Source organism: Wolbachia endosymbiont of Wuchereria bancrofti (assembly GCF_002204235.2).
Classification (GTDB): domain Bacteria; phylum Pseudomonadota; class Alphaproteobacteria; order Rickettsiales; family Anaplasmataceae; genus Wolbachia.
This window is the reverse complement of sequence record NZ_NJBR02000063.1, coordinates 1-6,985: the sequence shown is the minus strand read 5'-3', so window position 1 is coordinate 6,985 and position 6,985 is coordinate 1. Positions and strand designations below refer to the sequence as shown.

Sequence of the window (6,985 nt, the reverse complement as noted above, 5' to 3'; positions counted from 1 at the left end):
TATAACCAAATATAGAGAAAGAAGTAAAACATATAAAAAATTAAGGTTATGCTGAAAAACTTGCTCTACATTTAAGCAGAGAGTCGCAAAAGCATCAACCTGGGTTTTTAGGTTGTGGCTAACACACTGCGACCACTTATGGCGTCAAGGTTTTTAATCTAACCAGCTAACACTAAAGAGTTATCTCTCAAATATTTCTTCATAAGCTTTGCAAGCCTTTTCAGATTATTCAAATAGCTCCATTCTGCTTGTAGAACTCTTATGTCACTTGTACACCAAACTAATCTCACTTCTTATTTTTATTAGCTCTTTATTTAATGACTGAACATGTAATTTTACCTTAAACAGCTCTATAATATTAAAAAAGAACATAATTATTAAGATAATACAGAAAATCCTCACGATAACCTCTGTATAGCTCTTAGCTTTGCTGAACGTGAATGTGGATTTGCATTTACTTCTTCTGCGCTTGCTTTGATCATTTTTTTATTTAGGAGAGAGAATGCCTTACAATCGATAGATCTTGGCTCACATAAACTTTTAAAAAAAGTTTTGACTATACGGTCTTCCAAAGAATGAAAAGTGACAACTATTAACTTGCCATTCTTATTTAAAATTTCAGATGCCGCTTTAATGCCCTTTTCAAGTTCTCTCAGTTCGTCGTTTACCCATATTCTAATTGCCTGAAATGTCCTAGTTGCAGGATCAATTTTACTTTTTCCACGAAATACTACAGAACGCACAATATTTGCAAGCTCAAATGTAGTCTTGATAGTTTTTTTCTTCCGTGCGTTTACTATTGCTCTTGCAATTCTACGAGAATGACGCTCGCCTCCATAGTTATATATAGTATTTGCAATTTCTTCTTCGCGTAAAGCGTTAACAAATGTTGAAGCGTTTGTATGAGAAGAGTTATCCATTCTCATGTCAAGTGGACCATCATGTAAAAATGAGAATCCTCTATCTCCGTCATCAAGCTGCATAGATGAAACTCCTATGTCAAATACAACTCCATCTACAGTATTACTTGGTGTCACTCCAGTGCTTGACGCTGGAATCCATATATTTTTTTTCTGAATCCCAGATGAGATAGTGGAAGAGAATTTTGAGACAGCAGAGGGCTCTACAAGGTATTCAAGGCTATTATTATCTAATATGCTTCTTATATTGCTAAATTTTTCAATAAATAGCTTTACTCTACTGGGGTACTTAATATTTAAATCCTCATAAAATTTAATAATAGTTTTATCTCTATCAATCGCATACACTTTGCAATCAGCTGATTCCAGTATTGCTTTGCTATATCCTCCAGCTCCAAATGTGGCGTCCACATATATACCACCGTTTTGTGGTGAAAGTTGTAATAGCATCTCTTTTAATAAGACTGGAATATGTGCCATAGCATTCTATCGAAAGATTTTGTATATGTATAAAAATAACTTTTTTACTTAAGTATGGTATACTATAGAAATATATGGGCAATAATATAAAAATACTTAATATAGTCAATGATATAAAAGTATTAAGGTTTAATAATATGTTATTATTAATATAATATTTACGTCATACTCACATTTTCTTTCCATATTTGAAAAAATAAGACATATCATTATGATATAAAACAAACCGTGATGTATAGTCCCTGAGTGTGATGATATAATAAATAAGAAGATCATACCACCGAAAAAGGAGTTATGGGTTAACTCGACACATATAAGTTATGAACGTTGTCCAAAATTAAATTTTCCTCAGTTATACTTTTTACTTGTGGGTCGATTATAATAGCTACATTCTTTGATTTGCTATCATTACCGTAATACTTATCTAAAGATTTTCCAATTCAGTCTCATGCTCTTTACAAAAAGCTGTTATACTATCAGCTTATATAATAGTATTATACATTTGCGGCATTAATTTTTCGTTTAAGCAACACAAAATTGACAAATCTACTAAACAAATTATAAGCGATACACTGATTATAACCGTATACTGCTGCAGCAATTCTAGCAACAACTGAGGTTAATAAGATAAACAGCTCGACAATATATAATTTGCTCATTCTTACGTAGCCATAAAATGATTGAGTTATAACCTCACATAGCTGTTCTTCTGTTAGGTCAAAAACTGCACCATAATTAGGATCATAAAATGCAAAACTATTATCTGAATTTTTCTTTATTAGTATAACATGTACAGAATTTCCACTTATAACAGGCTCATAAGATATTTTCATATACTGATTTTAACTTATTACTGCTAGATTTAGATCTGCTATGGTTAATATCTTTAGCTTTTTCATTGCTAAGGAAGGTAATCTTTTTGCTTTTCCTGAGAAATCTATTTGTATTTGTTCAAACTCTTTTAAGAAATTCTCTTGTTTATCTTCTTTAAGCCAAGACACAATATATTTTAGTATTTCTTTTTTCTGCTCTATAAAAACTTTTATTTCATCAAAACTGTTGCTTACTTCCTGCACCTGTTCCTAATGATTTACTCCATCTGAAGCAATACTACTATCCTTAACTTTCTTGATTAAATTGTCTACTAGTAATCTCTTTTCTCAATACTATCAAATGCTCTAATAGTCTTGAAACATTTGTTTGTCAGATTCAATGATATTCATTAAATTTATCTGTTTATTAGATACAAATCTTTCTTTATATTTGGAAAACATTCTACTTTAAAAAACTGTACTAGACAAAAATTTTTCAGATTTTTTCTGCATATATAATTATGCCAGAATATCGAGAGATGTCAAGTTCTCTTGCCTTTGGCAAGTTGAGCATATGAACAAAACTTTAAAAGGTGCTACGGTTAGGAAGTCAGTCGCATCAGCAATTCAAATCTACGACTTTGTTATGGTTTGTAATTATGCAAAAGGACTCAAAACTCTCACCTCCTTTTAGTTATATGTAATCAGTAGAAAAATCTCCTAATTTATTTATCCTACCCTTCACATTCTGAATGTAGAAAATTGTGTGGTAAATTACAAAAGTAATACTATCAAGTTTAATTTGTAACACTTTACTGTGGTATGATCACATGCTTTTTGGTCATCTAGTAAGCATAATCGGCGATGTTTTTTTTCATCGTGCGATCAGTTGGTTAGCCTACTAAAGGCTTTTGGAATATTTGTAGTGGGTTTCCCTGATGGAGCCAATCAGTGCTGCTATATTTAGCCATATTGGCCAATAAACATGGAAGAAAGTTTACTCTATTGCTCTCAATTATGTTGATGACTCTATCAACTGTATTAATTGCTTTTATGCCAGGGTACCAAAATCTCGGAATACTTGCATTAATACTGGTGGTATGCTTAAGGTTATTGCAGGGTATATCTCTTGGAGGAAAGGCAGGAAATATTCCATTTTTAGAGCATGCTCCTAAAAACAAGAAGAAACTCTTTGGCAGTATTAAAGTATTAAGCGCAATTCTTAGTTCAATCCTGAGTCTTATAGCAGTACTCATATGCAAAAAAGTATCTGATTTCAAATCCTGGGGATGGAGGTTACCTCTTGGTTTTAGTTTAGTAGTGGGATTAATCAGCATATATACAAGGTATATACTTGATGAGAGCCCAGAGTATAAAAAGCAGAAAAATCCACCTAAATGACCATTAAAAGAACTATTGAATTGCTAAAAAAAACTTTTCTGGTATCAATAGGGGTCGACATAGTTGAAAATTTGTCCCTTTACATGTACCTAGTATTTTTCAATGTGCTTACATTAACAATAAATACTCATTCTTACCTATATAGTAAAAATACTGAGCCAAATTGCGCTCGGAGGATTAACTATATTAGTTGCAATACTTTCTGACAAGATAGGAAGAGAAAAAGTCATGAAATTTGCATTTATAACTTTTGTAATAGTAAGTTATCCAGTTTTTTCAATAATATTAGGTGGTAATTATTTGCTAATCATAATGGTACACATTCTTTTATAATCCCAATAGTCGCATTGCTTGGTCCTGTCAGTGCACTTATGTGCGAATTATTTCCAACAAAGGTGCAGTACAGCGAATTTGGTTTATCAAGAAATATATCTGATGAATTATTGGTGGCCTTACACCATTCATATGCACAACAGTTATCAAGGGGTTACAGGACAAGAGACTTCAGCTAGTTTTTGTATGATTTTTTGTGCATGAATTGGGCTGGTTGCTATATCGCAAGTTAAAAATTAGTTTTCTTCAAGTATCTGTTCAGCACAGAATAGATACTTTTCCTATCTTTATATTCCCTTCTAATCCAGAGCTGTTGTTAAAAAGTCTTCTATTCGCTATGCTCAGCTTATTTCTTTTCATTAGTAACAGCAGGTTCATTTACTCTTCTATCTAGCACGAAAGTACTATCAACATTACATTCTATTCTATATTCCTTTTTAATAAATCCTGATTTTTCACATAATTCTTGGAAATACTCAGTAATAATATCGAGCAAACTTCTGTCACTTCCTGTAGTGTAATCTCTCACTTCTTTAGGAACAATGAGCAATAGTTTGCCACTCTATATTCTATATCGCTTGTGCTTTCATTAACTTTGGCTTCAAGCACAAATTCAAGTGAACCATCTAACTGACCCACCCATTTCTTTTCTTGATTAAGCACTTCTGATGGATTAAGGTCTTCTACATCTGCTACGATTTTGGATCTCATTGCTATACAATTAGTACCGTCATAATGAATATTTACCATTTTCTTGCAATCATAAAGTCGTAACCCAAACCGAGTTTTAAGTGAATCGCTAAAAATTAGTCTATTAAAATACCAGCGTCATTACAATTAGTGATTAATTCCCCTATAATGGCCTCATTAAGTACTATCCCATAAGGATCAGCATACTCAAACATTTTTGTATATGCTAATTCTTTTATCATCAGAAATTGATCTATGATAATCTTCCCATGTTTCACCAAATTTATGACCTTTCTTAGCTTTTTCGATTAACATGCGAGTCACATGACAATCTATTTCCTTTCCATTGATAATAAAGTCTATTTCAAAAAAGTTTGGGTACATTGTCTTACCAGAATTTGCTTTAGCATTATCTTTTTTGTCAATCACTACTTTATCAAATGAGAAGTTTTCTGCTTCAGCTTGTAACGCATAAAATGGGTTCTTTGTTATTTATGAATATGAGTTACCTATTAAGTATTAAAAATTTTTTAAGTCAAATTTCAGTCACATTTTAATATGACTTTACTAATTTATTACTAATACCAATTCCTACTGACTTTATCACTGTAAACATAGTTACCACCTTGCACTTTTGTTTATATCAATTGTCAATTGCTTCATTGATAAAACGGAAAGTATTTCTCCTTTCTTTGAGGAATTTATTATATTCATTTTAGTTGCTGACTTTCATTTTTACTGGCATGTTTTTTCTTAAGTAGTTAAATGGCCATTTTATAATGAATTTTGTCAGTAACTACACTAAGTTTCTTGGCTGCTATGCAACAAAGCCATGCCAATGTCAGTTACTCTGATGACAATAGAAAGTTGCAATCATCCAAGCAGCTAACACTGGGATTTAGGCTTTTTTACACTCAATCCTACTATAGGATAAAGAGGTGGCAAATCTCACCTATTTACTACATTTACTTATAAGTCATATGCTAAAAGAATTTGAAATTGAACCTCTGTTAAAAGATAAAGTTCCACACCAAACCAAGGCTGTAGTCGCAATGTCCGGTGGGGTTGATAGCTCCGTTGCTGCAGTGTTGCTACATCACCTTGGATATCAAGTAATTGGTGTGACTCTTCAGCTATATGACGCCGATGACAACTCTAATACAAGAAAAAAAGGTGCATGCTGCGCTGGGCAAGATATTTATGATGCTAAGCGCGTAGCCGAAAGTACTGGATTTCCTCATTATATCTTAAATTATGAAGAAATATTCAAAAAGGAAGTGATAGAGAACTTTGCACAAACCTATATCCAGGGAAAAACTCCTATACCATGCATAAAATGTAACCAAACAGTAAAGTTCCGTGATTTATTACAAGTCACAAGAAATATCGGTGCAGACGTGCTAATTACAGGGCACTACGTGAGAAGATTAGAAAAAAATGGCGAAGTAAAGTTGTGTAGAGGCATAGATAAAAGTAAAGACCAAAGCTATTTTCTGTTTGCCACAACAAAGGAGCAGTTGAAGCTTTTGAGGTTTCCACTTGGTGGTTTCTATAAGTGCAATGTAAGGAAATTAGCAAGGTACTTTAGTTTGCCAATTTCTGAGAAGCCAGACAGTCAAGATATATGCTTTGTTTCCGAAAACTATAGCAAAACAATAGCTAAGCTAGCTCCACAATCTATACAGAAAGGCAAAATTGTGGATATAAATGGAAAAGTACTGGGCGAGCATAATGGTATATTAAATTTCACAGTAGGACAAAGAAAAGGTTTGGGCGTCGCACACAGTGAACCTCTTTATGTTGTAAGAATCAACACAAAAAACAATGAAATAGTAGTAGGCCCGGTTAACGCACTAATGCAAAGGAAAATATTGGTCAAGGAGTTAAATTGGTTAGAACAGCCAAAGAAAGGTATGGAAGTAACTGTGAAGCTCCGATCATTACACTCGGGAAGTTTAGCAAAAATATACCCAGCCAAAGAACAAAATAAAGCTTATATCATTTTAAATAATGATTATTTTAGCATCAGCCCTGGCCAAGCCTGCGTAGCATACAAAGATGAACAAGTCATCGGCGGTGGATGGATATGTTCTTAACTAGAGATTATATAGTGTTAGAATGCTTGTGGTACATGTTTTCATGGGCTAGAATAAACGCTCTAACATTTCTTACATCTACTTCTTTTGGTTGAACTAAGAAAGGTTGGTTCATAGAAGTAAACGAAGCGCCTAATGCTTTTAAAAACCTTGCGGGCACATCACCATTTTTCTTATAACCGTTTACGGAGATAAGGGATTTATAAAGTAGTTGTAAAAGTGTAAGGACATAAGAAGCTAAATATGGAGTGGG

8 protein-coding genes and 3 pseudogenes are annotated in these 6,985 nt (G+C 33.0%); 3 read left to right on the top strand and 8 right to left on the bottom strand.

The features are described 5' to 3' along the window. Positions 1-398: 398 nt before the first annotated feature. The 3 genes from rsmH to CCY16_RS03325 all read right to left on the bottom strand — a co-directional run bounded on the left by rsmH (position 399) and on the right by CCY16_RS03325 (position 2,476). A complete protein-coding gene (gene rsmH / locus CCY16_RS03335) occupies positions 399-1,400 on the bottom strand; it encodes a 16S rRNA (cytosine(1402)-N(4))-methyltransferase RsmH (RefSeq protein ID WP_088414939.1) in 1,002 nt (333 codons plus the stop codon). A gap of 494 nt (positions 1,401-1,894) precedes the next feature. Continuing rightward, positions 1,895-2,233 (bottom strand): hypothetical protein, encoded by a 339-nt coding sequence (locus CCY16_RS03330; protein WP_088414937.1) that lies wholly within the window; start codon positions 2,231-2,233, stop codon positions 1,895-1,897. A 9-nt stretch (positions 2,234-2,242) separates the two neighbouring features. Then, positions 2,243-2,476 (bottom strand): hypothetical protein, encoded by a 234-nt coding sequence (locus CCY16_RS03325; protein WP_088414936.1) that lies wholly within the window; start codon positions 2,474-2,476, stop codon positions 2,243-2,245. A 298-nt stretch (positions 2,477-2,774) separates the two neighbouring features. On the opposite strand from CCY16_RS03325, the pseudogene CCY16_RS06265 reads away from it, so the two are divergent. Next, positions 2,775-2,894 (top strand): annotated as a pseudogene (locus CCY16_RS06265) (IS481 family transposase); the annotation flags it as partial. Between the two features lie 148 nt (positions 2,895-3,042). Beyond that, positions 3,043-4,150 (top strand): annotated as a pseudogene (locus CCY16_RS07030) (MFS transporter). A 142-nt stretch (positions 4,151-4,292) separates the two neighbouring features. Here CCY16_RS07030 and CCY16_RS03315 read toward each other — a convergent pair. The 4 genes and pseudogenes from CCY16_RS03315 to CCY16_RS07105 form a co-directional block, all read right to left on the bottom strand. Continuing rightward, positions 4,293-4,475 carry a hypothetical protein gene (locus tag CCY16_RS03315; RefSeq protein WP_088414934.1) on the bottom strand — a complete coding sequence of 61 codons (183 nt, stop codon included), beginning with the start codon at positions 4,473-4,475 and terminating at the stop codon, positions 4,293-4,295. Then, the gene (locus CCY16_RS03310) at positions 4,472-4,696 is read right to left on the bottom strand and encodes a hypothetical protein (protein WP_088414932.1); all 225 of its coding nucleotides are present in this window, start codon (positions 4,694-4,696) and stop codon (positions 4,472-4,474) included. Before CCY16_RS03310 ends, CCY16_RS03315 begins: the two co-directional genes overlap by 4 nt. A 147-nt stretch (positions 4,697-4,843) precedes the next feature. Beyond that, complete coding sequence (locus CCY16_RS03305) at positions 4,844-5,065, bottom strand: hypothetical protein (RefSeq protein WP_088414930.1); 222 nt, start codon at positions 5,063-5,065, stop codon at positions 4,844-4,846. Between the two features lie 217 nt (positions 5,066-5,282). After that, positions 5,283-5,381 (bottom strand): annotated as a pseudogene (locus CCY16_RS07105) (IS5 family transposase); the annotation flags it as partial. Between the two features lie 235 nt (positions 5,382-5,616). Here CCY16_RS07105 and mnmA point away from each other — a divergent pair. Next, positions 5,617-6,732, top strand: a complete 1,116-nt coding sequence (mnmA, locus tag CCY16_RS03300) for a tRNA 2-thiouridine(34) synthase MnmA (protein WP_088414928.1) — start codon at positions 5,617-5,619, stop codon at positions 6,730-6,732. A 7-nt stretch (positions 6,733-6,739) separates the two neighbouring features. Here the strand turns inward: mnmA and CCY16_RS05805 are convergent. Beyond that, on the bottom strand, positions 6,740-6,985 hold a 246-nt coding region (locus CCY16_RS05805), incomplete at its 5' end, for a hypothetical protein (RefSeq protein ID WP_218916639.1).

Bases quoted from the DNA above. Each gene is read 5' to 3' on its own strand.
- rsmH (WP_088414939.1), bottom strand. From the start codon at position 1,400: ATGGCACATATTCCAGTCTTATTAAAAGAGATGCTATTACAACTTTCA.
- CCY16_RS03330 (WP_088414937.1), bottom strand. From the start codon at position 2,233: ATGAAAATATCTTATGAGCCTGTTATAAGTGGAAATTCTGTACATGTT.
- CCY16_RS03310 (WP_088414932.1), bottom strand. From the start codon at position 4,696: ATGGTAAATATTCATTATGACGGTACTAATTGTATAGCAATGAGATCC.
- mnmA (WP_088414928.1), top strand. From the start codon at position 5,617: ATGCTAAAAGAATTTGAAATTGAACCTCTGTTAAAAGATAAAGTTCCA.